Genomic DNA, 25,823 nt, shown 5'->3' with positions numbered 1-25,823 from the left:
GTTGGACGCACCCCGCTTTTCGATCCGACCGCTCCCGACTACGCAGGACGCGGGACGCACTAGCTCTGCATCAACCGCTTCTGTCGCGCGACACTCATGATGAGTCCGATCGCGACGCCCAGCGTCGTCAATGCCGTGCCGCCGTAACTCATGAACGGCAAGGGCACGCCCACCACCGGCAAAATACCGCTCACCATCCCGATGTTGACGAATGCGTAGGTGAAGAACGCCATCGTCAGCGACCCGGCCAGCAGCCGCCCGAACAGCGTCGCGCCGTTCGCCGCGATATACAGTCCGCGCGCGATCAGCAGCATATAAAGCGTGAGCAGGACGACCCCGCCAGCCAGCCCGAATTCCTCCGAAAACACCGCGAAGATGAAGTCGGTGTGCTTCTCGGGAATGAACTCCAGATGCGCCTGCGTGCCCTTCAGCCAGCCTTTGCCGAGCGGGCCGCCGGAGCCGATCGCAATCACCGCCTGAATGGTGTGGAAGCCCTTGCCGAGCGGATCGGACGTGGGGTCCAGCAGCGTGCAGATGCGATGCTTCTGGTAATCGTGCATCAATGGCCACTGCACTTCGGGCTGACAGATCTTGTCCTGAAACACCGCAATCGAGCCCACGGCAATCACGCCCGCGACCAGGACCGGCACGATCAGCCTGAAGCTGAGCCCCGCGAAGTAGATCACGAACAGGCCGGCCGCGAACACGAGCACGGCGGTGCCCAGGTCGGGCTGCTTGGCGATCAGACCGACCGGCACGATCAGAATGATGAAGCCCACCAGATAGTCGTACCAGCGCATCACGCCTTCGCGCCGCTGGTAGTACCACGCGAGCATCAACGGCGTGGCGATCTTGAGAATTTCCGACGGCTGGATCACCACGCCGACGTTGATCCAGCGTTTCGCGCCTTTGCGCGTGAGACCGAACAGCGCCACGGCCACCAGTAACGCGATGCCGAAAGTGTAGAGCGGCACCGCGAAACGCATCAGCGTGGTGGGTGGAACATTGGCGAGCGCCCACATCAGCACGAACGTCAGCATGATGTTGCGCAACTGGTCTTCCACCTTGCCGGGCATATCGAGTGTCGCGCTGTACAGCGTGACGATGCCGACGCACAGCAGCAGAAACACGATCAGGGCGAGCGGGCGGTCGAAGCCCACGAACATCCGCTTGATGCGGTCGATCCAGGCGCGCTTGTCGAATTGCATGCCTTGCTCCTTACTCGTCGATGCCGCCGGAAACCGGCTGGCGTGGCGACGACGTGGATGGAATAGCGTCTTGCCGCGACGGCGCGGCGGCGGTCGGCGCGGGCTCGCTCGCGGGACGCGGCTTGCGCGACGGGCCGGAAGATCGCGTGGCTTTCTTCGACGTGCCGGCGATAGACGAGGCGGCGCGTGCAGCCGAAGCCGAAGCCGAAGCCGAAGCCGAAGCCGAAGCCGAAGCCGAAGCCGAAGCGCCAGCGGTTGTCGCCGTCCCTGCGGAAGCCTCCGGCGCGGAGGCCGCCTTCGCAGCGGAAGCAGCCGCCGCCGCAGAAGCCGCAGCCGCCGCCGATGCCGCACCGGGAATCGGCAACGCCGTAAAGCCCGCCGCGACCGCAACCGGCTGCGACGCATCTTGCGGCGCGGGCGCATCGCCCACTTCCGGCGCTGACGCGTCCTCGGTTGCGGAGGCCGCCGCGGCGACCGCCGCAGCTTCCGCGCCGGGCTTGTTCTTGCCGACCAGGTAGTAATCGAGCACGCGCCGCGCGATCGGTCCCGCCGACTCCGCGCCCCAGCCGCCGTTTTCGACGATCAGCGCGAGCGCGATCTTCGGTTGCTCGGCGGGGGCGAACGCGATGAAGAGCGCGTGATCGCGCAACCGTTCGGGGATCGCGTGGCCCTTGTAGTTCGCGCCTTGCAGCGAGTACACCTGCGCGGTACCGGTCTTGCCGGCCGCCTGGTACGGCGCGCCGATGAACAGCTTCGCGGCGGTCCCGTTGGTCACGACACCTTCCATCGCACGTTTGATGATGTCGATATCCGACTGCTTCACGGCAATCCTGTCGCTCGGATCGCGCACGACCGGGCGGCTGTCCTTGGTGATCGGATTTTCGATGTCGCGCACGAGGTGCGGCTTCATCACGACGCCGTTGTTCGCGAGCGTCGCCGTCGCATGCGCGAGTTGCAGGATCGTGTACGAGTTATAGCCCTGGCCGATGCCGAGGCTGATCGTCTCGCCTTCGTACCAGCGTTGCTGTTCGGGACGACGGTAGGCTTTCTTTTTCCAGTCCGTCGATGGGAGGATGCCGCGCGCCTCACCCGAAATATCGATGCCGGTAATCTGCCCGAAACCCCACGGCTTCATGAAGTTGGCGATGGCATTCACGCCCAGGTCGTGCGCGAGCATGTAGAAATACGTGTCGTTCGACACGACGATCGCGCGGTTCATGTCGACCCAGCCCTGGCCCGAGCGCACGTCGTTGCGGAACGTATGGCCGCCGAACGTGTACGAGCCCGGATCCTGGAAGCCCCAGCCCGGCGTGCGTTTGTGCAGCGTCAGCGCGGCGAGCGCCATGAACGGCTTGTACGTCGAACCCGGGGGATAGGTGCCGTGCAGCGGGCGATTCAGCAGCGGGTGATCGGGCGAGTTGTTGAGGTCGTCCCAGGTCTGCTGGTCGATGCCGTCGACGAACGAGTTCGGATCGAAGCTCGGCGCGGACACGAACGCGAGCACGTCGCCCGTCGCCGGTTCGATCGCGACCAGCGCGCCGCGGCGGCCGGCGAACGCCTGCTCGGCGACCTGCTGCAAACCGATGTCGATCGACAGTTTGAGGTTGTTGCCAGGCGTCGCCTGCGTGCGCGACAGCGTGCGCACCGGCCGGCCGCCTGCCGTGACTTCCACTTCCTCGAAACCGGTCTGGCCGTGCAGTTCGGTCTCGTAACTCTGCTCCACACCGATCTTGCCGATGTAGTCCGTGCCCTTGTAGTTGTTGGCGTCCAGACGCGGATCGTAATGGTCCGGGTCGCTGTCGTTCTGGTCGCTGGCGTCGTCGATGCGGTCCTGGTCGCGCTGCGAAATCCGCCCGATATAGCCGATCACGTGCGCCGCCGTCGGCCCGAGCGGGTATTGACGGAACAGCCGCGCACGCACTTCCACGCCGGGGAAGCGGAAGCGCTGCGCGGTGAAGCGCGCGACTTCGTCGTCGGTGAGACGGGTGCGGATCGGCAGGCTCTCGAAGTTCTTCGAGTCCTCCTGCAGCTTCTTGAAGCGGCGCCGGTCGCGGGCGTCGATCGAAATGACGGTGGCGAGACTGTCGATCACGTTTTCGAGCGAATCGTTCAGCTTCGACGGCGTGATTTCCAGCGTGTACGCGGAATAGTTCTTGGCCAGCACCACGCCGTTGCGGTCGGTGATGATGCCGCGGTTCGGTACGATCGGCGCGACCGAAATCCGGTTTTCGTCGGCCTGCAGCGAGTATTTGCTGTAGTGCCACACCTGCAGGAACAGGAACCGGAAGCCGATCAGCCCGAAGCAGACGAACACGAACAGCCCCGCCGCCGCGACGCGCACGCGGAACTTCGAGAGCTGTTGCTGGGTGTCCTTGAATTCGGTCATGCGATTTCGCAAAAGGCCGGCGGGCGGCCATCGTGAGTGTGCGCCCGCGCAGGCGGGCTCGAGGCGGGAATCAAATCGGCCGCGTATCGTCCGGATCGGCCGGGCGGCGCTGCGGCATGAGCAGGAGCACGCTGGCCACCGGCCACAGCGCGGCTTCGACGAAGCCGTCGATCAGATAACCCCAGCCGGGGAACGCCGCGCCCGTCAGCAGACGGATGATGAACGGCACCAGTTGCGCGATCACCAGCAGCGGCATGACCGCGAACGTCTGCACGCCGAGCGACATCCACAGCACACGGCGATGGATCGTGATTGCGCCGTACGACAGCAGCGTGTAGGCCAGCGCGTGCTCGCCGAGCAGACTGGCGTTGTGCACGTCCATCAGCATGCCGAGCATGAACGCGATGCCCATGCCGACCTTGCGCGGCTGGTGCACGTTCCAGAACAGCAGCACCAGCGCGACGAAGTCGGGCACACCGGCCATGCGTCCCCACGGCATCAGGTTCAGCAGGAACGCGGCAGCGAGACTGAACGCGATGAAGTACGGATTGACCGGCTGCAGGATGTATTGCGGACGGTTCATTGCTGTGCCCCCGGCGTGATGGGCTTCACGTTGGCGTTGGCGTTTGCGTTCGCGTTTCCATTGCCTGCGGCGGCGGGCTTTCTCTCGGCGGCTCCCGATCTCGCAGGCGCTCTTTCCGTCGCGGACCGGGCCGGTGCTTTTTCATTCGCCGGGCGGGTGGCCGGCGCGGCTGCGGCGGGTTTTTCCGCGGCTTTGGCCGGCGCTTTTTCCGCGGCTGCCTTGCCGTCTGCGGGCTTCGCCCCTTTCTTCGCCTTCGCGTCTTTCGCGGTGGTGGCGGCATCGGGCTCTTCGGCGGGACGCGGCGGCAGGTTGTTCACGTAATGCAGCACCAGCAACTCGCGCGCGCCGCGCACCGGTGCGATGGGTAGACAGACCACGCGGGCGAACGCGGTATCGGCCTGCCGGTCCACGCGCACGACCCTGGCCACCGGCAGCCCCGGCGGATACACGCCGTCCAGACCGCTGGTGACGAGTTCGTCGCCGGTCTGCACGTCGGCGCTGATCGGCACGAAGCGCAGGTCGAGCGTGTCGCCCTTCGGCGTGCCGTAGATCACGCTGCGCAAACCGGTGCGCACGATCTGCACGGGCACGGCCTGATCCTTGTCGGTGAGCAGCGTGACTTCGGCCTGCAGCGGGAACACGCGGGTGATCTGGCCGATCACGCCGTCTTCGTTGACGACCGGCGAACCGTTCTGGATGCCCTGCTGCGCGCCACGGCCGATCACCACTTTCTGCGTGAACGGGTCGCGCGTGTCGTACTGGATTTCCGCCGGCAGCGATTGCGTGACCGAGCGCTGCGACAGTTGCAGCAGTGCCCGCAGATGGTTGTTCTCGGCGGCGAGTTCGGCGGCCGTATTGGCCTCTTGCGACAACTGCAGGTCTTTCGTGCGCAGCTTCTCGTTTTCGCTGCGCAGGGTGGCGCTGGTCACGGCCAGATCGGCGGCGCCCATGAAGACGTCGCGCGGCACCAACGCCGCGCGTTGCAACGGATAAAGACCCGCGCCGAGCACGCCGCGGACGATTTCGAGCGTCTTGAAGCGTGCGTCGGAGATCAGCAAAGCCAGCGCGAGCACGACGAAAAACACGAGCCGTGCGAGGGCCGAAGGGCCTTGCTTGAACAGGGGCGGCGGACTGTATTCCATGGTCGGCGCCGGGGGCGTGTGCGGTTGGGAGAGACGGCGGCGCGCCGGAGACGCGCGTTCAGTGCACGGCGGCTGGGTGTTCCAGCCGATGGCAAACCGGCCCACGTGGGGCCGTTTGCCAGATTCGTGCGACTGACATGGAGACGGGCTCGCTTACTCGTACGAGAAGATGCTGCCGAGCTTGTCCATCCGCTCGAGCGCCATGCCCGAGCCGCGCACCACGCACGTCAGCGGGTCTTCGGCGACGAGCACCGGCAGGCCGGTTTCTTCGGCGAGCAGGCGGTCCAGGTCGCGCAGCAGCGCGCCGCCGCCCGTGAGCATCATGCCGCGTTCGGCGATGTCGGCGCCCAGTTCCGGCGGCGTTTGCTCGAGCGCGATCTTCACCGACGAGACGATCTGGTTCAGCGGGTCGGTGAGGGCTTCGAGAATTTCGTTGCTGGAGATGGTGAAGCTGCGCGGAATGCCTTCCGACAGATTGCGGCCCTTCACTTCCATTTCCTTGACTTCGGAACCCGGGAAGGCGGAGCCGATTTCCTTCTTGATGGCTTCGGCGGTTTGCTCGCCGATCAGCATGCCGTAGTTGCGGCGGATGTAGTTGACGATGGCTTCGTCGAACTTGTCGCCGCCCACGCGCACCGAGCCTTTGTAGACGATGCCGCCGAGCGAGATGACGCCGACTTCGGTCGTGCCGCCGCCGATGTCGACCACCATCGAGCCGGTTGCTTCCGACACCGGCAGGCCGGCACCGATGGCCGCGGCCATGGGTTCTTCGATGAGATACACCTGCGAGGCACCGGCGCCGTGCGCGGCTTCCTTAATGGCGCGGCGTTCGACCTGGGTCGAACCGCACGGCACGCAGATGATGATGCGCGGCGACGGCGAGAACATACGCGATTCGTGGGCCGTCTTGATGAACTGCTTGATCATCTGTTCGGTGACGGTGAAGTCGGCGATCACGCCGTCTTTCATCGGGCGGATGGCCTCGATGTTACCGGGCACCTTGCCGAGCATCTGCTTGGCTTCCTTACCGACTGCCTGGATAGTTTTCTTGCCGTTGGGACCGCCTTCCTGGCGAATCGAAACCACTGACGGCTCGTCGAGAACGATGCCCTTGCCACGCATGTAGATGAGCGTGTTGGCGGTGCCGAGGTCAATCGCAAGATCGTTGGAGAAGTAGCTGCGCAAAAAACCGAACATTCAAAATCCTGTCTCGCTTGGGGCCGTGCCTCGCAACGTATGCGCAGGGCGGCAGCGGAAAAAATAACAGCTTCAACCGGGCGGAAGCGGCGCCACAGGAATTGGAAGCTGCGAGGGAATCTACCGGAGGCTCACCAGCGTACTCGGGGTCCGCCAGCGGGTATAAGCGGCCGGGCCTGAGTGAACTCCTGGTCAACTCTTAACCCAACTCAAGGCCATGTCAGGAAAATCTGAACAGATTTGAAATTTGTTCAGAAAGGCCTTGGTAAGTCGGTCCGGGTTTGGGTCGAACGCGTAATGATACCTTATAATTTTGGTTGTTTTGAAGGAAACGGACGGCACATTTCGCCGCCGCTGGCCCCTTTTCGGAGGCCTTCCTTCCGTGTCGTAACCTGCTGTCGCAGCATCGTTTTTCCTCGCTGCGGCAGTCCACCACATTTTCCGGTGAGCGCATGTCCCTGACCCTGACCGACGTTAAACGTATCGCGCATCTGGCGCGACTCGAACTGCCCGATGCCGACGCCGAGCACACGCTGGCGCAGCTCAATGCTTTCTTCGGCCTCGTCGAGCAGATGCAGGCGGTCGATACCACCGGCATCGCCCCGCTTGCCCATCCGATCGAACAGATCGAAGACGTCGCGCTGCGCCTGCGCGACGACGCGGTGACCGAAACGGTCGAACGCGAAGCTTTCCAGCGCCCCGCGCCGGCCGTGCAGGACGGCCTGTACCTGGTGCCCAAGGTGATCGAGTAAGACCCGCGAGATGACCCGCGAATCAAGCCCCAGGATAAAACGCAATGCATGAAAAAAGCTTGACCGAACTGCGCGCCGCACTGGCGGCCAAGGAACTGTCCGCAGTCGAACTGGCGCAGCTGTATCTGAAGCGTATCGAGGCCGCCAGCAGCCTGAACACCTTCATCCAGGTCGACGCCGACCTCACGCTCGCGCAGGCCAAAGCCGCCGACGCGCTGCTGCACACCGGTCACGCCGGTCCGCTGGTCGGCCTGCCCATCGCCCATAAAGACGTGTTCGTGACCAAGGGCTGGCGCTCCACGGCCGGCTCGAAAATGCTCTCGAATTACGAAAGCCCGTTCGACGCCACCGTGGTCGCGCGTCTGCAGCAGGCCGGCATGGTGTGCGTCGGCAAGACGAATATGGACGAGTTCGCGATGGGCTCGTCGAACGAGAACTCGTACTTCGGTCCGGTGCAGAATCCGTGGGATATCAAGGCGGTGCCGGGCGGCTCGTCAGGCGGCTCGGCCGCGGCCGTGGCCGCGCGTCTCGCGCCTGCCGCGACCGGCACCGACACGGGCGGCTCGATTCGCCAGCCGGCGTCGTTCTCCGGCATCACCGGCATCAAACCGACGTATGGCCGCGTGTCGCGCTACGGCATGATCGCGTTCGCGTCGTCGCTGGATCAGGGCGGCCCGATGGCGCAGAGCGCCGCGGATTGCGCGACGCTGCTCAACGCGATGGCCGGTTTCGACGAGCGCGACTCCACCAGCCTCGTGCGCGACGACGAAGACTTCACGCGCTATATCGGCAAGAACTGGAAAGAAGACGGCGCGGACAAGCCGCTCGCCGGCCTGCGCATCGGCCTGCCGAAAGAGTATTTCGGCGAAGGTCTGGCCGCCGACGTGCGCGCGGCCATCGACGCCGCACTCAGGCAATACGAAGCGCTGGGCGCCACGCTGGTGGACGTCTCGCTGCCGAAAACCGAACTGTCCATTCCGGTGTACTACGTCATCGCGCCGGCCGAAGCGTCGTCCAACCTGTCGCGTTTCGACGGCGTGCGTTTCGGGCATCGTGCCGCGGAATATCGCGATCTGCTCGACATGTACAAGAAGTCGCGCGCCGAGGGCTTCGGTCCCGAAGTGAAGCGCCGCATTCTGGTGGGCGCCTACGTGCTGTCGCACGGCTACTACGACGCGTACTACCTGCAGGCGCAGAAAATCCGCCGCATCATCGCGCAGGATTTCGAAGAGGCGTTCAAGCAGTGCGACGTCATCATGGGTCCGGTCGCGCCGTCGGTGGCGTGGGACCTCGGCGCCAAGGGCGACGATCCGGTGCAGATGTATCTCGCCGATATCTACACGCTGTCGGTGAGCCTCGCCGGCTTGCCCGGCATGAGCGTGCCGTGCGGCTTCGGCGCCGGCGCGAATGCGCAGCGTCCGGTGGGCTTGCAGATCATCGGCAACTATTTCAACGAAGCCCGCATGCTGCAGGTCGCCGACGCGTTCCAGCGCGCGACCGACTGGCATCGTCAGGCCCCGGCAGGAGTGTGAACACCATGACCAAGCAATGGGAAGTCGTGATCGGTCTGGAGACCCACGCGCAACTGTCGACACAATCCAAAATTTTCTCGGGCGCCGCAACGCAGTTCGGCGCTGCGCCGAACACGCAAGCCTGCCCGGTCGATCTCGCGTTGCCGGGCTCGCTGCCGGTCATGAACCGCGGCGCCGTGGAGCGGGCGATTCAATTCGGCCTCGCCATCGGCGCGACGGTCGCGCCGCGCAGCATCTTTGCGCGTAAAAACTATTTTTACCCCGATCTGCCGAAGGGCTATCAGATCAGCCAGTTCGAGATTCCGGTCGTGCAAGGCGGTCAGGTGACGATTCAGGTCCCGGCCAATGAGAAGGCCGGTAAGGAAGCTTACGAGAAGGTCGTCAATCTCACGCGCGCGCATCTGGAAGAAGACGCCGGCAAATCGCTGCACGAAGACTTTGCCGGCATGACCGGCATCGACCTGAATCGCGCCGGCACGCCGCTGCTCGAAATCGTCACCGAACCGGAAATGCGCAGCGCGGCCGAAGCAGTCGCCTATGCGAAGACGCTGCATACGCTCGTCACGTGGCTCGGCATCTGCGACGGCAACATGCAGGAAGGCTCGTTCCGCTGCGACGCGAACGTGTCGGTTCGCCCGCTCGGTCAGGAAGCCTTCGGCACGCGTGCCGAAATCAAGAACCTGAACTCGTTCCGCTTTCTCGAAGAAGCCATTCAGTACGAAGTGCGTCGTCAGATCGAGCTGATCGAAGACGGCGGCACCGTGGTGCAGGAAACCCGTCTGTACGATCCGGACAAGCGCGAAACACGCTCGATGCGCAGCAAGGAAGACGCGCACGACTACCGCTATTTCCCCGATCCCGACCTGATGCCGCTCGTGATCGACGCCGCGTGGATCGAGCGCGTGAAGAGCGAGATGACGGAACTGCCGGTGGCAATCGCCGCGCGCTTCGTCACGCAGTACGGTCTGACGCCTTACGACGCGAACGTGCTGACCTCGAGCAAGGCAATGGCGGCGTTCTACGAAGCCGTGGTCGTGAAGGTCGGCCCGGCGCATGCGAAGGTCGCGGCCAACTGGCTGATGGGCGAAGTGTCGTCGCAACTGAACCGCGAAGGCCTGGATATCGCTGCGAGCCCGGTGTCGTCCGCGCAACTCGCGCTGCTATTGCAACGTATCGCCGACGGCACCATCTCCAACAAGATCGCGAAGGAAATTTTCCTCGCCATCTGGGAAGAGAAAGCCACCGACGAAGCCGCCGCCGATCGCATCATCGAAGCGAAGGGTTTGAAGCAGATTTCGGATACCGGCGCGCTGGAAGCGATCATCGACGAAGTGCTTGCGGCCAATCAGAAGTCGGTCGAGGAATTCCGCGCGGGCAAGGAAAAAGCCTTCAACGCGCTGATCGGCCAGGCAATGAAAGCGACCAAAGGTAAGGCCAACCCGGCGCAGGTGAACGAACTGCTGAAGAAAAAACTCGGTTGAGCGGAGCAAGCGGTCGTGTTGAACGACGCTTGACCATCGTGGGCTGTTGCCGGATACGAAAGTGAGGCAACGGCCCTTTTCATTTGGTGCGATACGTTAAGTCACGGAGTGATTGACATGGCGAAGCAGGCGCAACTCGACGATTTCCGCGTGCCGTATTTCGATAGCAGCAAGAAGGCCGATAAGTTCTCGCTCGCCGATTTCGATCCTTCCAGCAAGCCGTTTTCCACCGGTTCGAAAGACGGCGATCGCAAGCGGCTCGCCGAGATCGGCGCGAAGCTCGACACGTTGCAGGAGTGTCTGCACGCGCAGCAGCAGCGTCGCGTGTTGCTGGTGCTGCAAGGCATGGACACGAGCGGCAAGGACGGCACGATTCGCGCGGTGTTTCACGAAGTGGATCCGCTCGGCTTGCGCGTCGTGCCGTTCAAGGCGCCCACGCCGATCGAACTGGCGCACGATTTCCTGTGGCGCGTCCACGCGCAGGCGCCGATGGCCGGCGAGCTGACCATCTTCAACCGCAGTCACTACGAAGACCTGCTGGTGCCGACCGTGCTCGGCACGTTGAGCGCGGACGCTTTCGAGCTACGCTGCCAGCACATCCGTGAGTTCGAGCAGATGCTTGCCGACAGCAGCACGACCATCGTCAAATGCATGCTGCACATTTCGAAAGACGAGCAGCGCGAGCGTCTGCAGGCGCGGATCGACGACCCGAACAAGCACTGGAAATTCGATGTCGCCGACCTCGACGCCCGCAAGCAGTGGGACGACTATCAAACGGCCTATTGCAACGCGCTCGCAGCGACGTCGACCAGCGACGCGCCGTGGTACGTGATTCCGGCGGACTCGAAGACGCATCGCAACGTGATGGTCGCCGAATTGCTGTTGCGCACGTTCGAGGCGCTGAAGCTCGAATATCCGCCATCCGACGATTCGCTGAAAGGCCTCAAGGTCGAATGAGGCCCTCGGCCTCGCCACATCTTTAAAAACACATTGAACTGACAAGGAACGACATGTTGCGTGTGATTACCGCCAACCTGAACGGCATCCGCTCCGCAGCGAAGAAAGGGTTCTTCGAGTGGTTCGGCGAACAGAAGGCCGACGTGCTGTGCGTGCAGGAAATCAAATGCTCGCAGGACGACATGACGCCCGAATTCCTGGCGCCGCACGATTTCACCGGCTATTTCCAGCACGCGGTGAAAAAGGGCTATAGCGGCGCGGGCGTTTATACGCGTCACGAACCGGACGAAGTCGTCATCGGCTTCGGCAGCGAGGAGTTCGATCCCGAAGGGCGCTATGTCGAACTGCGTTTCGGCAAGCTCTCGGTCATCTCCGTGTACGTGCCGTCCGGCTCGAGCGGCGAGGAACGCCAGCAGGCCAAATACCGCTTCATGGACGAGTTCATGCCGCATCTGGCCGCGCTCGCGCAGGAACGCGAAGTGATCGTGTGCGGCGACGTGAACATCGTCCATAAGGAAATCGACATCAAGAACTGGAAGAGCAACCAGAAGAACTCGGGCTGTCTGCCGGAAGAGCGCGCGTGGCTCACGAAACTCTTCGACGAAGTGGGTTACGTCGATGTGTATCGCACGCTCGACCAGCGGCCGGAGCAATACACGTGGTGGAGCAATCGCGGTCAGGCGTACGCGAAGAACGTGGGGTGGCGCATCGATTACCAGATCGCGACCGCGGGCATTGCGGGCAAAGCGAAACGCACCGAGGTGTTCCGCGATATCAAGTTCAGCGACCATGCGCCGCTGACCGTCGATTACGATCATAAGATCGCGAAGTAACGGGCCTTAAATAACCTGCCGCTATTCCCGCAGCGACTCGCGAATCGAGGGTCGCCGCGGGCGGCCCATGCCGCCGTAATCCGGCAGTGCGTCCACGTTCTTGCCGATCGCTTTCGCGTAGAGCGGCAGCATATCGGGCAGCCGCTTGACGATGTCCTTGCGGCGCTCGGCCGAATACGGATGCACCCACACATAACCTTGCGCGCGGCTGCTGTGCGTGGCGACCGCGAGCTTGTCCCATAGCGTAACGGCGGCACGCGGATCGTAGCCCGCGCGTGACGCGATATCGCTGCCTATCACATCGGCTTCGGTTTCATCGGTCGGCTCGTATTTCATTTCGAGCAGACGCGAGCCGATGCCGAGCGGCGCCGCGCCCAGATCGGCGAGTCCGAAGAGTTGCGGAATCGTGCCGGAGGAATCGAGTTGGCTCGATTGCAGTTCGCCGAGCCGCTCTCGCGCATGCTCGCGCAGCGCGTGCGCGATCTCGTGGCCTATCAGCATGCCGAGTTCGTTGTCGTTCAGGTGCACGCGGTCGAGTAGCCCGCCATATACGACGATCTTGCCGCCGGGCAGGCAGTACATGCGGATATCGTCCGAGCGGACCACCGCCACGTCCCACTTCCAGAGCTTGGCGCGCTCGTTCCATTTCAACGAGTAGGGGATCAGCTTGTCGACGATCGAGCGCACGCGGACGACGTGCGGGTCCTTGTCGCCGTACAGGCGGTCCGCATGTGCGGCGCCGTAGGTGATCTGGCTGAACTCTTCGGCGGCTTGCGCTTCGAGAACCGGCGACGGGATCAGGTTGCGGAACACCAGGTAGCTGCCGAAGCGCAGTTGCGGGTTTGGCGCCGGGGCGGGGGTGTACGACGGGGAAGTAGGGGTGGGCGTTTGTACGACGGGGGCGATGGCCGCCGGGTTGCCGGTGCTGGCCGCGCTGCTGTTGGCTTCGGGCGCGGTGGCGGCCTCCGGACTACTTGCGCCGGCCGTTGTGCTCGCGAACGCGCTGATTGGCACGATCGGGAGCAGACTTGCTGCGACGATTAAAAGCGCCGCACTCAGTTTGCTCGCGGGGTTCGCTCCGCACTTCGATTGCAGCGCCCTCACGACCGCGTTCTCCACGGCGCGATGCGCAGCAGAAGCAGCATGCCGGGCAAAGCCAAAGCGGTACACACGACGAAATAGTCGAACCAGCCGATTCGCGCGACGACGTAGCCGCTGGCCGCCGAGGCCAGCGTGCGCGGCACCGAGGCGAGGCTCGTGAACAGCGCGAACTGCGTCGCCGTATAGCGCGGGTCCGTGGTGCTGGCGATATAGGCGGTGAATGCCGCCATCGTCAGACCGGTCGCAAACGTCTCGAAGCCGTAGACGAGCGCCAATGCGACCGAGCGCGGCTCGAGCTGCACGGCCCAGTCGACGCCGACCAGCGCGAGCAGTTTCGTGGTGCCTTCGCTCATCCAGACGGCCATGTCGTAAATTGCTGCGAGGCCGGGCGACGCCGGTCCGAGATGCGCGAGCCACGCGAAGCCTAGCGTGGACACCATCTGCAGGATGCCGAAAATCCACAGGCCGCGGCCGATGCCGATTTTCATCAGCCACAGGCCGCCGACCACGCCGCCTGCGAGACTCGCGCCGAACGCGGTGGTCTTGGCGATCACGCCGATCTGCGTGCGCGAAAAACCGATGTCGAGAAAGAACGACGTGGACAGCGTGGTTGCCATCGTGTCGCCGAGCTTGTACAGGAAGATGAAGCCGAGCACGAACAGCGCGCCGCGCCAGCCGTCGCGCTGAACGAATTCGCTGAATGGTCGCACGATGGCTTCGCGCAGATTTTTGGGCGGCGTGCCATGCACTTCGGGCTCGCGCACCACCAGCGTCATGACCATGCCCGGCAGCATGAACGCCGCCGTCACGATGAACACGGTGGACCACGGTAAATGGTCCGACAGAATCAGCGCGAGCGAACCCGGCACCAGCGCGGCGATCTTGTACGCGTTCACGTGCACCGCATTTCCGAGACCCTGCTGCGTGTCGCTCAGCAATTCGCGCCGGTACGCGTCGACCACGATGTCCTGACTCGCGCCGAAGAACGCGACCAGCGCGGTCAATGCCGCGACGGTCCAGATCGACTCCTTGGGCGATACGAAACCGAGCGTGCCGATCGCACCGGCGACGAGAATCTGCGTGACCAGCATCCAGCCGCGCCGTCTGCCCGGCCGCCAGCCCGGGAAGCGCGGCACGTAGCGGTCCATCAGCGGCGCCCAGACGAATTTCCACGTGTACGGAAACTGGATCAGCGCGAACAGGCCGATTTCCTTCAGATTGACACCTTCGGAGCGCAGCCACGCCTGCACCAGATAGACGAGCGTGAACAGCGGCAGTCCCGACGTAAAGCCGAGAAAGACGCAGATCAGCATGCGCGTATTGAAAAATGCGCGCCAGCCGGGATGATCTTCGTGAGCGGTAAGTGCGGGCGCCTCTTGCGGCGGGTTCGACATGTGTGTGACTTGCGTTAGCTTTTCTTGACGCGATAGACCGCAAGACTACCACGCCAGTTCACGCCCCATCGCACCACCTGGCCCTCGTGCAGCACCACACGGTCGAGAATTTCGATGCCGACTTCCGGCGCCAGCGCCTCGAAGTCCTCGATGGTCAGCACGCGCACGTTCGGCGTGTTGTGCCACTGATAAGGCAGCGATTTCGACACCGGCATATGGCCCAGCAAAACCGAAAGCCGATGCGACCAGTAACCGAAATTCGGAAACGAGACGATGCACTCCTTGCCGACGCGCACTGTCTCGCGCAGGATCGCCGCGGTCTGGTGAATGGTCTGCAGCGTCTGCGAGAGGATCGCGAAATCGAAGCTTTCGTCTTCGAACAAGCGTAGGCCGTCTTCCAGATTCTGCTGGATCACGTTGACGCCGTTGCGCGTGGACGCCAGCACGCCGGCGTCGTTGATTTCGATCCCGTAGCCCTGCACGTCCAGCTCTTCGGTGAGCAGCGACAGCAGCGAGCCGTCGCCGCAACCGAGATCGAGCACGGTCGAGCGCGGTTCGACCCAGCGGGCGATCGCGCGGAAGTCCGGGCGCAACGCCAGATAATCGAGAGCTCGCTGGTTCATGCGTTCACCTCGGTGGCAATACGTTCGTAATAGGCGCGCATCAGGTTGTGATAGCGCGCGTCGTCGAGCAGGAAGGCGTCGTGGCCGTGCGGCGCGTCGATCTCCGCGTACGTGACCGTGCGTTTGTGATCGAGCAGCGCCTTCACCAGTTCGCGCGAGCGGGCCGGCGCGAAACGCCAGTCGGTCGTGAAGCTGGCAATCAGATACTTCGCCGTGGTGTGCGCGACGGCGGCGGTCAGATCGCCGGCAAAGGCTTTAGCCGGATCGAAATAGTCGAGCGCGCGTGTGATGAGCAGATAGGTGTTCGCATCGAAGTAATCGGCGAACTTGTCGCCCTGGTAGCGCAGATACGACTCCACTTCGAATTCCACGTCGAAGTTGAAGTTGTAGGCGTCCAGTGCGCCTTCCGCGCGACGCAGCGAACGGCCGAATTTCTCGGCCATGTCGTCGTCCGACAGATAGGTGATGTGGCCGATCATGCGCGCGACCCGCAGGCCGCGCTTCGGCTTCACGCCATGCGCGTAGTAGTTGCCGCCGTGGAAGTCGGGGTCCGAGAGAATCGCCGAGCGCGCTACTTCGTTGAACGCGATGTTCTGCGCCGAGAGCTTCGGTGTGGACGCGACCACGATGCAATGCGCGACGCGCTCCGGGTACATCATGCTCCACGCGAGCGCCTGCATGCCGCCGAGGCTGCCGCCCATCACCGCCGCGAAACGCTCGATGCCGAATTGGTCCGCGACGCGCGCCTGGGCGTTGACCCAGTCTTCGACGGTGACGACGGGAAAGCGCGCGCCGTACGGCTCGCCGGTGGCCGGGTCGATACTCATCGGTCCGGTGGAACCGAAGCACGAGCCGAGATTGTTCACGCCGATCACGAAGAAGCGGTTGGTGTCGAGCGGCTTGCCCGGGCCGACCATGTTGTCCCACCAGCCGATGTCTTTGGGGTCGTCCGCGTAGACGCCCGCCACGTGATGCGACGCGTTGAGCGCATGACAGACGAGCACGGCGTTACTGCACGCCGCGTTGAGCGTGCCGTAGGTTTCGACCGTCAGGTCGTAACCGGATAGCGAGCTGCCGTTCTGCAAGGGCAGCGGTTCGCTGAAGTGCATTTGCTGGGGAGCGACGATACCGATCGATTCCATTCATTCCGCCATTTGACAAAAACAGGGCGGCTAGATGGCGTCGGCGAGGCACGGAGGAGAAGCGATGTGCGCGGCTGACAACCTCTTTAGCCGCATTTGTAGTGAACCGCGGGAAACTCCCTGCAGTTCGCGCGCCCGCAATCGAGTCAGCAAATCGGCGCGTGATGAGTGGCGCAAAGTATAGCGGAAAATCTCGCGCGTAAGCGTCGCGCCGGCTGGGGTCTGCGGGATGTGGACGCGGCGCTCGCCTGGCTTCCGGCGCGAGGACTTGGGCGAGGCGCCCGGCGTCGGTTCGTGTCTGGCTACGCTGTTTTCGACTGCGTCACGCCTGTCTATCGGCTGGCGGCGGGCGACTGTCGTTTCGTCTGCTGTCCCTTCAGGCGAACCGAGCGGGTGCCCAGTCGTAGCGATCTCAACGAACGAATAGTGCGGTCGACGTAATGCGGCCGGCCGGTTCCCGGCAGACGCGTCGGCACGCCGTCCGCGTGCGGCTTGCGCGGCAGGTGCCCGGTGATCCACACGGTGCGGATGCCGAGGCGCCGATAGTTTTTCAGATGCGAGCGCGTGTCTTCGACCAGGATCACGTCCTTGAGCGCCACGTGCGCGTCGCGCATGGCTTTGCGCAGCATCGCGTGATCGGGCTTCGCGCGCCATTGGCGGCGATCGCGCATGTGTTCGATGGCGATCACCTGTTCGAATAGCCGCTCGATGCGCAACTCGGCGAGCACCGCGCGCGCGTATTCTTCGGGCGCGTTGGTCAACACGATCTTGCGGCCCGGCAGCGCCGCGACGAGGCGCGCGACACCGCGTTCGGAGCGGATCATCGAGCCCAGATCGGGGAACGTGTGAACCACTTTCAGGAAGTCGTTGCCGTCGAGCGGATGATGGCGCGTGAGGCCGAGCAGCGCCGCGCCGTAGCGCTCCGTGTAGCCGCTGCGAAGGCGGTTGGCTTCGGCGAGATCGACCTGCAGCGTGTCGACGATGTACTGCGTCATGCCGTGATTGATCGCCGGGAAAATGGCGTGCGACGCGCGATGCAGCGTGTTGTCGAGATCGAACAGCCAGACCGGACTGCCGCCGGCGATGTGCGGACGACGACGTCGGGAGGTGGGAGTGCGCATGGTGGTTTCGCCGTTCAGGCGCTGGCGGCAGCGGGACTGCCTGGCAGACTCCGCGCGTCGGGTCGACGCATGGAGTCTGCCGGAGAAGAGGCGGGGATCACGCGGGGATCAAGCCGGTATCGAGCCGGTATCGAGCCGGTATCGAGCCGGTATAACTCAGTGCGAACGGATCATCGTGCCGAACGGCTGTTCGGTGAGAATTTCCAGCAGCACCGAGTGCTCGATCCGGCCGTCGATGATGTGCACCGAACGCACGCCGCTCTTGGCCGCATCCAGCGCCGACGAGATTTTCGGCAGCATGCCGCCGGAGATCGTGCCGTCGGCGAACAGGCCGTCGATTTCGCGAGCCGACAGGTCGGTGAGCAACGTGCCTTCCTTGTCCATCACGCCTGGAATGTTGGTCATCATCACCAGTTTTTCGGCGTTCAGCACGACCGCCAGTTTGCCGGCGACCAGGTCGGCGTTGATGTTGTACGACAGGCCGTCTTCACCGAAACCGATGGGCGAGATGACCGGAATAAAGGCGTCGTCCTGCAGCGCCTTGACGACCGCCGGGTTGATGGCTTCGACTTCGCCTACCTGGCCGATGTCGAGATACTGGCCCGGATTGTCGCGGTCGGGCATGAGCATCTTGCGCGCGTGAATCAGGCCGCCGTCCTTGCCGGTCAGGCCGACCGCATGACCGCCGAAATGATTGATGAGCGTGACGATGTCCTGCTGCACTTCGCCGCCGAGCACCCATTCGACGACTTCCATCGTCTCTTCGTCGGTGACGCGCATACCTTGAATGAAGGTGCCCTGCTTGCCGATTTTCTTCAGCGCGTGGTCGATCTGCGGGCCGCCGCCGTGCACGATGACCGGGTTGATGCCGACCAGCTTGAGCAGAATCACATCGCGCGCGAAACCCTGTTTCAGGCGCTCTTCCGTCATGGCGTTGCCGCCGTATTTGATGACCACGGTCTTACCGTGATACTGGCGAATGTAAGGCAGCGCCTCGGCCAGGATTTCAGCCTTCAGGGTGGGCGCGATCTGCGAAAGGTCGGGAAGCTCGGACATGGCGGCAGGCTCAGGTACGGACAGTTAAAACAGGCCGAATTGTACAGGACTGACGCGGCGCGACAGGGTTTTCCATGGCGTCGGGACTTGCAGGCATCGGTGAAGAAGGTAGCGTAGCGCGTCGCGGGCACGCTGGTAATTGGCCGAACGGACGACTCACGGTCGGACGGCGCTCGTGGCATCATCTCCCGACCGTGACTGAAGCGAGATCGACCAGTCCATCATGAATTCCGTCCGCTCCCAAGACACTCCCCTTTGCCCGCGCTGCGGCAGCGCATTCGATTGCGGACGGCATGCGCAGCCGTTCGAATGCTGGTGCCAGGCCATGCCGGTGCTGCCGTCCGGAAAGCTCGATGCCGCGCGCGGCTGCTTATGCCCGGAATGCCTCGTGGCGGAAATCGCGCAGGCGGCTCAGGAAGCGGGGCGAGCCGGGCCTGCGTGAGCGCAGGACGCTGCCAATGCGCGCAGGTCGCGAGCAACGGTGTCGAGCACGGGCTCCCATAGCCCGAAGCCCGGCTGCCGGTAAAGCGTGGCGCGCGGATACCACGGGCTGTCGCTCCGACCGAGCAGCCACACCCAGTGAGGATTGACGTCGAGCAGCACCCAGGTGCGCTGGCCGAGCGCACCGCTCAGATGCGCCACCGACGTGCACACGGTGATGACGAGATCGAGCGCGCCGACCAGCGCGGCGGTGTCGTCGAAGCTTGTCAGTTCGGCGGTGTGGTCGGTCATCGGCAGACCGGCTGCACGGGCGGCGGCTACGTCGGCACCGGCGCCGGGTTGTAGTGAATAAAACGCCACATCGCGCAGGCCGCCGAAGTGCGCGGCGTAGCGCTCGCATCCCACGCGCCGGAAGGGATTGCGCTGGTGGCCTGGACTGCCCGTCCACGTCAGGCCGACCTTGAGTCGCGTCTCGCCGGCGAGCCGGCGTTGCCACGACGCGAGCGCGGTCGGGTCCGGGCGTAGATACGCTTGCGCCGCCGGAATGGTCGCTTCGCAGGTGCCGAAGATCAGCGGCAGGCTGAGCAGCGGAATCTCGTAATCGAACGGCGGCAACGAATCGGCGCCGCCGCCGGCGCAGTACCTGTCCACGTGACTGCCCAGACTTCGCGCCAGCAGCGCACCCATCTGCGGAAACGAATTCCAGATGAGACGGCCACCTTCGCGATGCACGCGCCCGGCGAGCAGCGGGATATACCGGCTGAACTGCAACACGTCGCCCATGCCCTGCTCGCCCCACACCAGCAGCGTTTTGCCGGCCAGCGATTCGCCTCGCCACGTCGGGCCGGGCAGCGCGGGGCGGTTGCCGCCCAGTTCGAACGAGCCGTCCCAGCGCGCCTCGTGCGACAACCAGCCCTGTGGGTAATCGCCGCGCATGAGTTGCAACATACCCAGGTTAGAGCGCAAGGTGGCGTCCTGCGGCGCCAGATCACAAGCGGCGAGTGCCGCTTGTTCCGCTTCGTCCCAGCGCTGGGCTTCGCGCAAGGTCAGCGCGTAGTTGTTCAGCGCAAGCGGGCTATGCGGCGCACAGTGCACGGCGCGTTGGCCGGCCGTGAGCGCGTTCGCCAGATCCATGTTCGCGCGGTAGGCCTGCGTGAGATTGGTCCAGCTATCGCCTTCGTTTGGGTCGTGGCGCACCGCGCTTTCCAGCAGCGCGATCTGCTCGCTTCTTGCGCCGCCTGTAAGCATTAGCGCGCCGGCGAGATTGCTGCGCAGCCGTGGCAGTTGCGGGTCGATGGCGAGTGCGAGGCGATACGGAGCGATGGCCTCGTGATGCCGGTTCGCCATTTGCAGTGCATAGCCGTGACGGAAGTGCGCCGGTGCGCGGTGGGAATCGAGTTGCGCAATAATGGCGGCGAGTTCGACGGCCTCGTCGTATTCATGCCGTGCGAGCAGGCCGAGCACCAGCGATTCGAGCGCTGCGTCGTCGAGCGGATGAAGTCGTGCCGCTGAATCGAGGCAGTCGGCTTCGTCTTCCGCGGTGCCGTTTTGTCGCGCTGTGGCGGCACGTCGCAGAAAGCTCAGGAAAGCTGACGAGACGTGAGACTCAGGCACTGGAGCAGAAGCAGAAGAAGTAGACGGCATGGAGAAGTTCGCGCGTAGCGAGCACCGATGAACAAGCAATGGGCCCGTGCGGCGCTATCGCAAAGGTGCCATGTTAACGGCGCGGATCAGCGAGGTCAGTCGGACTAGTCCGAACAGGTAAATAAAGTCATGCATCGAATCACCAATACGGGCCGGGTCAATCTGGGGCATCTGTTCTGGCTGCGCTGTCTAGCCATCTTAGGTCAGTTGGCGACGATTGCCATCGTGCAAAACTTCATCGGCGTGCATTTGCCGCTGCCCGCCATGTTGCTGGTCATCACGCTCGAAATACTTTTTAACGCTTTGACGTGGTGGCGCGTGTCGCGTCAACGGCCCGAGTCGAACATGGAATTGTTCGGGCAGATCTGGGTGGATCTCGGCGCACTGTCCGCGCTGCTGTTTCTTTCCGGCGGCACTACCAATCCATTCGTCTCGCTGTATCTGCCGTCGCTGGCAATCGCGGCCGCGGTGCTCCCCTGGCGTCTGATGGTGTGGCTCGCCGCGTTCGCCGTAGCCTGCTACGCGGTACTCGGCTTCGATTCGGTGCCGCTCAATCTCGACAATCCCGCCAACCTGTTCGACTACTATCGCGCCGGCATGTGGGTGAACTTCATGGTGAGCGTGGGGCTCATCGCATGGTTCGTCGCGCGTATGTCGCGCGCTCTGCGGCTACGTGACGCAGCGCTCGGAGACGCGCAGCAGCGCTTGCTTCACGACGAACGCGCGGTCGCGCTCGGGGTTCAGGCGGCGACTGTCGCTCACGAAATCGGCACGCCTCTGTCTACAATTGCGATGTTGTCCGAAGAGTTGCGCGATGCCGCCCGTTCCGATCAAGGCCTCGCACCCTACAGCGCCGACTTCGAACTGCTCGAGCAGCAAATGACACTCTGCACGTCGGCGCTCGCGCGGTTGCGCAGTCGTGCGTCCACCACCACCAACCGGCAACCGGTCGGCGAGTGGCTCGAGTCGTTCGGCGAGCAGTGGCGCCTGCGCCATCCGCATGTGAAGTTCGAACGGATCGGCGTGCCGCCGGAAGACGTCAGTCTTGACGACACGGTTGCCGTGAGCCAGATTCTCACGATTCTGCTCGACAATGCCGCGCGGGCCAGTCGCGATTACGTGACCCTGTCCTGTGCGCTCGCGGCGCGTGGCGACCAGATTGTTTTCGAAGTGTGCGATGCCGGCCCCGGCATTCCGGCCGCGTTGCGTGGCTCGCTCGGCGCCATGCCGGTCGAGAGCACGCAGGGCGGCCATGGCGTGGGTCTGTACCTGGCGTTTTCGGCGGCGGCGCGTTTGCGCGGCACCATCGAACTCACCGATGTGAGCGCGATCAGGCCGCCCGGCACGCGCGCGATTCTTCGACTACCGCTCTCGGGGCGAAAATTATCAGGTGCGGCCCATCAGGACGCCGCGCCCTACAACACGGAGAAACAGGCATGAGTGAAATGAATTTTCTGGTGATCGACGACGACGAGGTGTTCTCCGGCATCCTCGCCCGCGGTCTGACTCGCCGTGGCTATACGGTGAGCGAGGCGCACAACGCGGACGAGGCAATCAAGCTCGCCAATCAGCAAAAGTTCAGCCAGATCACGGTGGACCTGCATCTCGGCAACGACTCGGGACTCACGCTCGTCGCTCCGTTGCGAGATCTGCAACCGGACGCGCGCATGCTGGTGCTCACCGGTTATGCGAGCATCGCGACCGCGGTGCAGGCGGTCAAGGACGGCGCCGACAATTACCTCGCGAAACCGGCGAACGTCGAGACGATTCTGTCGGCGCTGCAAAGCGAAGCGAGTTCGCTGCAGGCGGACGAAGCGATCGAGCATCCCACGCCGTTATCCGTCGCGCGTCTGGAGTGGGAGCATATTCAGCGCGTGCTGGCCGAACATGGCGGCAATATCTCGGCCACTGCGCGTGCGTTGAACATGCATCGGCGGACCTTGCAGCGCAAGCTGGCGAAGCGGCCGGTCAAGCAATAAGGCGAAGGCCTGCTGCACGCGCCAAAAAATACGGGCTGCCCGATTAAAGGCAGCCCGTTTTTTACGACCACGCGTGATGCTAATCAGGCGTGAGCGGCATCACTAAAAAATCACGAAAAATCACAACACGTAGCGCGACAGATCTTCGTCTTCCGCCACTTCGTTCAGCGCGCGATCGACATAAGCCGCGTCGATCTGCACCGTGCGGCCCGAGTGATTGCCCGCCGAGAACGAGACTTCTTCCAGCAGCTTTTCGATGACCGTGTACAGACGGCGTGCGCCGATGTTCTCGGTTTTCTCGTTCACCGCATAAGCGATCTCGGCGAGCCGTCGAATACCGTCGTCGGCGAATTCGAGGTGCACGTCTTCGGTCGCCAGCAGCGCCTGGTATTGCTTGACGAGGCTCGCATCGGTCGACACCAGGATCGATTCGAAGTCGTTGACCGACAGCGAGTCCAGTTCGACGCGAATCGGGAAACGGCCTTGCAGTTCGGGAATCAGATCGCTCGGCTTGGCCAGATGAAACGCGCCGCTCGCGATGAACAGGATGTGGTCCGTCTTCACCATGCCGTACTTGGTGTTAATGGTGGTGCCTTCGACCAGCGGCAGCAGATCGCGCTGCACGCCCTGACGCGATACCTCACCGCCGCCGGCTTCGTTGCGCGACGCAATCTTGTCGATTTCGTCGAGGAACACGATGCCGTTCTGCTCGACGTTCTGCACGGCCTTGGTTTTCACCTCTTCGTCGTTGAGCATCTTGCCGGCTTCTTCGTCGGTGAGGACTTTGAGCGCTTCCTTCACCTTGAGCTTTCGGCGCATTTTCTTGCCGCCGCCGATGTTCGCGAACATCGAACGAATCTGCTCGGTCATGTCTTCCATGCCCGGCGGCCCCATGATGTCCATGCCGGCTTGCGGCTGCTCGACGTCGAGTTCGATTTCCTTGTCGTCGAGCAGACCTTCGCGCAGGCGCTTGCGGAAGGTTTGCCGCGTGCTGCCGCTTTCGTCGACGGTGTCCGCCGCATTCGAGCTGGCGCCGAAACCGACCGGCCGCGCGCTCGGCAACAGAATGTCGAGAATGCGGTCTTCAGCCTGATCTCCAGCCTTCGTGCGCACTTTGCGCATTTCGGTTTCACGCGTCTGCTTGACGGAGATTTCGATCAGGTCGCGCACGATGCTGTCGACGTCGCGGCCCACGTAGCCGACTTCGGTGAACTTGGTGGCTTCGATCTTGATGAACGGTGCGTCGGCCAGCTTGGCGAGCCGCCGCGCGATTTCGGTTTTGCCGACGCCGGTCGGTCCGATCATCAGAATGTTCTTCGGCGTGATTTCCTGGCGCAGCGGTTCGTCGACCTGCTGACGCCGCCAGCGATTACGCAGCGCCACGGCTACGGCTTTCTTCGCGCGGCCTTGGCCGATGATGTGTTTGTCGAGTTCCGAGACGATCTCGGCAGGGGTCATGGTGCTCATCGTGGGTCCTTACTCGATCGTCTCGATGACGCGGTTATGGTTCGTATAGATGCACATGTCGCCGGCAATTTGCAGCGACTTCTCCACGATTTCGCGGGGTGACATTTCGGTGTTTTCCGCAAGCGCGATCGCGGCTGCCTGCGCATAGGAACCGCCCGAACCGATTGCGCAGATACCGCCTTCCGGATCGAGCACGTCGCCGTTACCGGTGATGACGAGCGTGGTGGTGGCGTCCGCAGTGATGAGCATGGCTTCCAGACGGCGCAGCATGCGGTCGGTGCGCCAGTCTTTCGCGAGTTCCACGGCGGCCCGCGTGAGATTGCCCTGATGTTTTTCCAGCTTCGCTTCGAAACGGTCGAGCAGCGAGAAGGCGTCGGCCGTGCCGCCCGCGAAACCTACCAGCACCTTACCGTTGTAAATGCGCCGGACTTTCTTCGCGCCGCCCTTCATGACGATGTTGCCCAATGTCACCTGGCCGTCGCCGCCTAACGCGACCTTGTCGCCGCGGCGCACGGAGACGATCGTCGTGCCGTGAAATTGCTCCATATGCGTTCCTCTCTACAAAACGGGTAGGACGCGGTGGCGCAGCACCCCCGCGTGAATCCTGAAAGCGGACGACGCGCGACGCGACACTCATCTTGCCGGCGCGCGCACGTGCAACGCATGTCCGGTTTATTTTAGGGCGTGCGCGGTCATATCAAGAGCCCGCAAAAGGCATCGGAGAAAAAACCCGGAATTGGCTGCAGATGAGCGTGCGCAGGAGATTGCAAAAGAAAAAAGGCGCACGGATTACCGTGCGCCTCTCGAAGAAGCGGCTTGGAGGGCGCGGAGCCGAAGCCGCGCCGCAAGGTATTCAGTCGCCGAACAGCTTCTGACGCAGTTCGCGGCGTTCCTGCGCTTCGAGCGACAGGGTGGCCGTGGGCCGGGCGAGCATACGCGGGATGCCGATCGGCTCGCCGGTTTCTTCGCACCAGCCGTAGTCGCCGGAGTCGATGCGCGCGATCGATTGCTGCACCTTCTTCAGCAGCTTGCGTTCGCGGTCGCGCGTGCGCAGTTCGAGCGCATGCTCTTCCTCGATCGTGGCGCGGTCGGCCGGGTCCGGCACGATTACGGTTTCGCGCAGGTTCTCGGTAGTTTGGCCGGCATTGCGGAGAATGTCCGCCTGCAGCTGTTCGAGCTTGTTCTTGAAGAAGGCGAGCTGATCCTCGTTCATGTAATCCTTGTCGCTCATCTTCAGGATTTCGGCTTCGGTCAAGAGTCGTTTCGTCGTCATCTGGCTTGCTTCTTCAATGTGAGGCAAAACTCTTACATAGTGCCCGCACTTTCGTATTGCCCGCAAAGGCGCCGCGAGGACGCTGAGCGCGAGGCGGGCACGGACGATCAACTGTCGTGACGCCGAAGCGCCTGGCGCCCACACGTCGGGCGTCGCAACGTCGGGCGTCGTAACGCCGGGCGTCGAAACGCCGATGCGGGGCCGAACTCCTCTGGAAACCGATTCTCAAATGCTCCTGAGGTACTGATTTGCTGGCCGCGTACCTTTGCAGGTTTTGCCGGCCGGCGTAACGGCGCGATTCCGGAGCAGATTTTCCGGCGCCGCTTCAAGCCCGGCGCGGGATACGCGCGGTCCGGTAATCGGGGTCATTCTCAGTGGGCACGTATTGTAACTGAATCACAAACTCGCACCGGAACTGGTGAAAAACGCCCTACGGCGCATCGTAATCCCGAAAATATAACGCGCGCCCGACCAAAAAGCGATGGTCGTGCACGCATTAATACAGCAGGGT

Annotated in this window: 23 protein-coding genes; 8 read left to right on the top strand and 15 right to left on the bottom strand. The window is 63.5% G+C overall.

Features of this window, described 5'->3' with window-relative positions; all coding sequences use genetic code 11:
- Positions 1–59: 59 nt before the first annotated feature.
- From rodA to FQ746_RS19335, 5 genes are all read right to left on the bottom strand, one after another.
- Positions 60–1,208: a rod shape-determining protein RodA gene (rodA, locus tag FQ746_RS19355; RefSeq protein WP_144111243.1), complete on the bottom strand. Its 1,149-nt coding sequence runs from the start codon at positions 1,206–1,208 to the stop codon at positions 60–62.
- A 10-nt stretch (positions 1,209–1,218) separates the two neighbouring features.
- Positions 1,219–3,594: a penicillin-binding protein 2 gene (mrdA, locus tag FQ746_RS19350; protein ID WP_144111242.1), complete on the bottom strand. Its 2,376-nt coding sequence runs from the start codon at positions 3,592–3,594 to the stop codon at positions 1,219–1,221.
- Between the two features lie 70 nt (positions 3,595–3,664).
- Entirely contained in the window at positions 3,665–4,177 is a 513-nt protein-coding gene (gene mreD / locus FQ746_RS19345) for a rod shape-determining protein MreD (protein WP_144111241.1), read from the bottom strand.
- Entirely contained in the window at positions 4,174–5,319 is a 1,146-nt protein-coding gene (mreC, locus tag FQ746_RS19340; protein WP_260854104.1) for a rod shape-determining protein MreC, read from the bottom strand. The genes mreD and mreC overlap by 4 nt, the downstream gene beginning before the upstream one ends.
- Positions 5,320–5,472: 153 nt before the next feature.
- Complete coding sequence (locus FQ746_RS19335) at positions 5,473–6,516, bottom strand: rod shape-determining protein (RefSeq protein ID WP_004189550.1); 1,044 nt, start codon at positions 6,514–6,516, stop codon at positions 5,473–5,475.
- 452 nt (positions 6,517–6,968) lie between these two features.
- On the opposite strand from FQ746_RS19335, the gene gatC reads away from it, so the two are divergent.
- The 5 genes from gatC (at position 6,969) to FQ746_RS19310 (ending at position 12,071) form a co-directional block, all read left to right on the top strand.
- Positions 6,969–7,268: an Asp-tRNA(Asn)/Glu-tRNA(Gln) amidotransferase subunit GatC gene (gene gatC / locus FQ746_RS19330; RefSeq protein ID WP_144111240.1), complete on the top strand. Its 300-nt coding sequence runs from the start codon at positions 6,969–6,971 to the stop codon at positions 7,266–7,268.
- 44 nt (positions 7,269–7,312) lie between these two features.
- Positions 7,313–8,800: an Asp-tRNA(Asn)/Glu-tRNA(Gln) amidotransferase subunit GatA gene (gene gatA / locus FQ746_RS19325; protein ID WP_144111239.1), complete on the top strand. Its 1,488-nt coding sequence runs from the start codon at positions 7,313–7,315 to the stop codon at positions 8,798–8,800.
- A gap of 5 nt (positions 8,801–8,805) precedes the next feature.
- Entirely contained in the window at positions 8,806–10,281 is a 1,476-nt protein-coding gene (gene gatB / locus FQ746_RS19320; protein WP_144111238.1) for an Asp-tRNA(Asn)/Glu-tRNA(Gln) amidotransferase subunit GatB, read from the top strand.
- A gap of 117 nt (positions 10,282–10,398) precedes the next feature.
- The gene (locus FQ746_RS19315; RefSeq protein ID WP_144111237.1) at positions 10,399–11,238 is read left to right on the top strand and encodes a PPK2 family polyphosphate kinase; all 840 of its coding nucleotides are present in this window, start codon (positions 10,399–10,401) and stop codon (positions 11,236–11,238) included.
- 53 nt (positions 11,239–11,291) lie between these two features.
- Positions 11,292–12,071: an exodeoxyribonuclease III gene (locus tag FQ746_RS19310; protein ID WP_144111236.1), complete on the top strand. Its 780-nt coding sequence runs from the start codon at positions 11,292–11,294 to the stop codon at positions 12,069–12,071.
- A gap of 21 nt (positions 12,072–12,092) precedes the next feature.
- Here FQ746_RS19310 and FQ746_RS19305 read toward each other — a convergent pair whose 3' ends face one another.
- From FQ746_RS19305 to argB, 6 genes are all read right to left on the bottom strand, one after another.
- Positions 12,093–13,262 (bottom strand): M48 family metalloprotease, encoded by a 1,170-nt coding sequence (locus FQ746_RS19305; RefSeq protein WP_409932413.1) that lies wholly within the window; start codon positions 13,260–13,262, stop codon positions 12,093–12,095.
- Positions 13,172–14,566, bottom strand: coding sequence for an AmpG family muropeptide MFS transporter (locus FQ746_RS19295; protein WP_144111235.1), 1,395 nt, complete (start codon positions 14,564–14,566; stop codon positions 13,172–13,174). The genes FQ746_RS19305 and FQ746_RS19295 overlap by 91 nt, the downstream gene beginning before the upstream one ends.
- 14 nt (positions 14,567–14,580) lie before the next feature.
- A complete protein-coding gene (gene metW, locus FQ746_RS19290; RefSeq protein ID WP_144111234.1) occupies positions 14,581–15,189 on the bottom strand; it encodes a methionine biosynthesis protein MetW in 609 nt (202 codons plus the stop codon).
- Positions 15,186–16,331, bottom strand: a complete 1,146-nt coding sequence (locus tag FQ746_RS19285) for a homoserine O-acetyltransferase (protein ID WP_144111233.1) — start codon at positions 16,329–16,331, stop codon at positions 15,186–15,188. The genes metW and FQ746_RS19285 overlap by 4 nt, the downstream gene beginning before the upstream one ends.
- A gap of 332 nt (positions 16,332–16,663) precedes the next feature.
- The gene (locus tag FQ746_RS19280) at positions 16,664–17,452 is read right to left on the bottom strand and encodes an HAD-IA family hydrolase (RefSeq protein ID WP_144111232.1); all 789 of its coding nucleotides are present in this window, start codon (positions 17,450–17,452) and stop codon (positions 16,664–16,666) included.
- Between the two features lie 156 nt (positions 17,453–17,608).
- Positions 17,609–18,508 (bottom strand): acetylglutamate kinase, encoded by a 900-nt coding sequence (gene argB, locus FQ746_RS19275; protein ID WP_144111231.1) that lies wholly within the window; start codon positions 18,506–18,508, stop codon positions 17,609–17,611.
- A 223-nt stretch (positions 18,509–18,731) separates the two neighbouring features.
- Here argB and FQ746_RS19265 point away from each other — a divergent pair, with 223 nt between their 5' ends.
- Positions 18,732–18,950, top strand: a complete 219-nt coding sequence (locus FQ746_RS19265) for a cysteine-rich CWC family protein (RefSeq protein ID WP_144111229.1) — start codon at positions 18,732–18,734, stop codon at positions 18,948–18,950.
- On the opposite strand, the gene FQ746_RS19260 is transcribed toward FQ746_RS19265, so the two are convergent.
- Positions 18,920–20,593: a tetratricopeptide repeat protein gene (locus FQ746_RS19260; protein ID WP_144111228.1), complete on the bottom strand. Its 1,674-nt coding sequence runs from the start codon at positions 20,591–20,593 to the stop codon at positions 18,920–18,922. The genes FQ746_RS19265 and FQ746_RS19260 overlap by 31 nt on opposite strands.
- Positions 20,594–20,722: 129 nt before the next feature.
- Here FQ746_RS19260 and FQ746_RS19255 point away from each other — a divergent pair, with 129 nt between their 5' ends.
- Together FQ746_RS19255 and FQ746_RS19250 are read left to right on the top strand one after the other, a co-directional pair.
- Positions 20,723–22,033, top strand: coding sequence for an ATP-binding protein (locus FQ746_RS19255; RefSeq protein ID WP_144111227.1), 1,311 nt, complete (start codon positions 20,723–20,725; stop codon positions 22,031–22,033).
- On the top strand, positions 22,030–22,572 hold the full coding sequence (locus tag FQ746_RS19250) for a response regulator transcription factor (protein ID WP_144111226.1): 543 nt from the start codon (positions 22,030–22,032) through the stop codon (positions 22,570–22,572). Before FQ746_RS19255 ends, FQ746_RS19250 begins: the two co-directional genes overlap by 4 nt.
- 120 nt (positions 22,573–22,692) lie before the next feature.
- On the opposite strand, the gene hslU is transcribed toward FQ746_RS19250, so the two are convergent.
- The 3 genes from hslU to dksA form a co-directional block, all read right to left on the bottom strand.
- Positions 22,693–24,039, bottom strand: coding sequence for an ATP-dependent protease ATPase subunit HslU (gene hslU / locus FQ746_RS19245; RefSeq protein ID WP_144111225.1), 1,347 nt, complete (start codon positions 24,037–24,039; stop codon positions 22,693–22,695).
- 9 nt (positions 24,040–24,048) lie between these two features.
- The gene (gene hslV, locus FQ746_RS19240) at positions 24,049–24,585 is read right to left on the bottom strand and encodes an ATP-dependent protease subunit HslV (protein WP_144111224.1); all 537 of its coding nucleotides are present in this window, start codon (positions 24,583–24,585) and stop codon (positions 24,049–24,051) included.
- A gap of 307 nt (positions 24,586–24,892) precedes the next feature.
- A complete protein-coding gene (gene dksA, locus FQ746_RS19235; RefSeq protein WP_144111223.1) occupies positions 24,893–25,312 on the bottom strand; it encodes an RNA polymerase-binding protein DksA in 420 nt (139 codons plus the stop codon).
- Positions 25,313–25,823: the final 511 nt, after the last annotated feature.

This window comes from Paraburkholderia sp. BCC1886 (assembly GCF_900996245.1).
Taxonomy (GTDB): domain Bacteria; phylum Pseudomonadota; class Gammaproteobacteria; order Burkholderiales; family Burkholderiaceae; genus Paraburkholderia.
This window is presented reverse-complemented; position numbering and strand designations above follow the sequence as displayed.